This window comes from Oleiphilus sp. HI0043 (assembly GCF_001634935.1).
In genome coordinates this window covers 1-2,583 of the sequence record NZ_LWEY01001965.1, presented here as the reverse complement: position 1 = coordinate 2,583, position 2,583 = coordinate 1, and the positions used below count along the sequence as shown (strand labels likewise).

The 2,583-nt window shown below is 45.6% G+C and carries 2 protein-coding genes; one reads left to right on the top strand and one right to left on the bottom strand.

The genetic code is table 11. From position 1 onward, the window contains the following. Positions 1 to 1,920, top strand: a 1,920-nt coding sequence (fusA, locus tag A3729_RS30315; RefSeq protein WP_068634589.1) for an elongation factor G, incomplete at its 5' end; no start/stop codon positions are given. A 268-nt stretch (positions 1,921 to 2,188) separates the two neighbouring features. On the opposite strand, the gene A3729_RS30310 is transcribed toward fusA, so the two are convergent. Next, on the bottom strand, positions 2,189 to 2,583 hold a 395-nt coding region (locus tag A3729_RS30310; protein WP_197476321.1), incomplete at its 5' end, for a S49 family peptidase.

Genomic DNA, 2,583 nt, shown 5'->3' with positions numbered 1-2,583 from the left:
CGTGGTATTACTATCCAGTCTGCAGCGATCACAACCTTCTGGGATGATCACCGCATGAACATCATAGATACTCCTGGACACGTTGACTTCACAGTAGAAGTATATCGTTCTTTGAAAGTTCTTGATGGTGGTATCGGTGTATTCTGTGGTTCTGGTGGTGTTGAACCTCAATCAGAAACAAACTGGCGTTATGCAGATGAGTCTGGCGTTGCTCGTATCATCTTCGTAAACAAGCTTGACCGTCTAGGTGCTGACTTCTTGAAAGTTGTTGACCAGGTAGAGAACGTACTAGGCGCTAAGCCGCTAGTTATGACTCTTCCAATCGGAACCGAAGATGACTTTGTTGGTGTTGTCGATATTCTTTCTAAGAAAGCTTATGTTTGGGATGACACAGGCCTACCTGAAAACTTCAAAGTAGAAGACGTTCCAGCCGATATGGTTGACGATGTAGACATGTATCACGAGCAGTTGATTGAAACAGCTGTTGAGGTTGATGACGACATCATGATGGCGTACATGGAAGGCGAAATGCCAACTACGGAACAGATCAAAGCCTGTATTCGTAAAGGTACTAATGACCTGACATTCTTCCCTACTTACTGTGGCTCTGCATTTAAGAACAAAGGTATCCAGTTAATTCTTGATGCTGTTGTTGACTACTTGCCTTCACCCACAGAAGTTATTCCTCAGCCATTGACTGATGAAGTGGGCGAGCCAACTGGCGAAGTTGCTACAGTTGCTGTTGACGAGCCATTCCGCGCACTTGCATTTAAGATCATGGATGACCGTTTCGGCGCACTTACCTTTATCCGAGTTTATTCAGGTAAGCTGAACAAAGGCGACACAGTACTTAACTCCTTCACAGGTAAGACTGAGCGTATCGGCCGTATGTGTGAGATGGAAGCTGAAGATCGTAACGAGCTAGATTCAGCTCAAGCTGGTGACATCCTTGCAATCGTCGGCATGAAAAACGTTCAAACAGGTCACACACTTTGTGATCCCAAGCACGAATGTACACTTGAAGCGATGGTCTTCCCTGAGCCAGTAATCTCGATTGCTGTTAAGCCTAAAGACAAAGGCGGTTCTGAGAAAATGGGTATCGCGATCGGTAAGATGGTTGCAGAAGATCCAACATTCCAGGTTCACACTGACGAAGACTCAGGTGAAACAATTCTACGCGGAATGGGTGAGCTTCACCTAGACATCAAAGTAGACATCCTGAACCGTACTTATGGCGTTGAGCTAGAAGTTGGTGAACCTCAGGTTGCATACCGTGAAACAATCACGGCTGAAGTTGAAGATTCATATACGCACAAGAAGCAGTCTGGTGGTTCTGGTCAGTTCGGTAAGATCGATTACCGTATCAAGCCAGGTGAGCAGAATTCTGGTTTCACATTCTCATCTACAGTTGTAGGTGGTAACGTACCTAAGGAATTCTTCCCAGCTATCGAGAAAGGCTTCCAAAGCATGATGGAGACCGGTGTTCTTGCTGGCTTCCCAGTACTAGATGTTGAGGTTGAGCTGTTCGACGGTGGTTTCCACGCGGTTGACTCCTCTGCTGTTGCATTTGAAATTGCTGCAAAAGGCGCTTTCCGTCAGTCAATTCCAAAGGCACAACCTAAGCTTCTTGAGCCAATCATGAAGGTTGACGTATTTACGCCTGAAGATCACGTTGGTGACGTAATTGGTGATTTGAACCGTCGTCGTGGCATGATCGAAGGTCAGGATGCAGGCGCTTCTGGCGTGCGCATCAAAGCAAATGTACCACTTTCAGAAATGTTTGGTTACATCGGCTCACTACGTACAATGACCTCTGGTCGTGGTCAGTTCTCTATGGAATTTGATCACTACGCACAATGCCCTAACTCTGTTGCTGAAAAAGTAATGGAAGAAGAGCGTGCAAAGAAAGCAGCTAAGTAATCTTTAGCTAGCCTTCAAAAAAGCGATCTTCGGATCGCTTTTTTTATGCCTGCAATTTAGCTACAAACCTACAACGACCAAATCAAAATGGCACCGGGATAACCACGTACATAACTCTACTCAGCTTCATTTATACGCAGCAATACTGTTATAGACCAGCGACTTAGCTTTCCCGACCTGAAAGAAATACACTATTCTGGAATAGCTAGAATTTCCCAGGCACAAAAAAAGGCGAGCTAATGCTCGCCTTTAGTCATTCTAAACCATACTACTGAATAGTCAGTGGGCTAGTCGTTAAAAGTTTACCTACAGCACTCCCTGCCGCAATACCCAGCGTTTTCGTGAAGCGCTCAAAGGGGTCTGGCTGCGGCGTAAAATCAATAATTTCCTCAGCTCCAACCACTTCTCTTGCAACATAACCTGCACTACCCAAACCATCAACCAAACCTTTTTCCAAGGCCTGCTCACCACTCCAGATCAGACCACTAAAGATCTCTTCATCAACCTTCAACCGCTCTCCACGCCCTTCTTTCACTTTAGCAATAAACTGCTGATGCGTGGTATTCAGCACCGACTCCCAAAACTCAACCTCATCACCCTTTTCATCGCTAAAAGGATCTAGAAAGCCCTTATGAGCTCCCGCTGTATATAAACGTCTTTCGA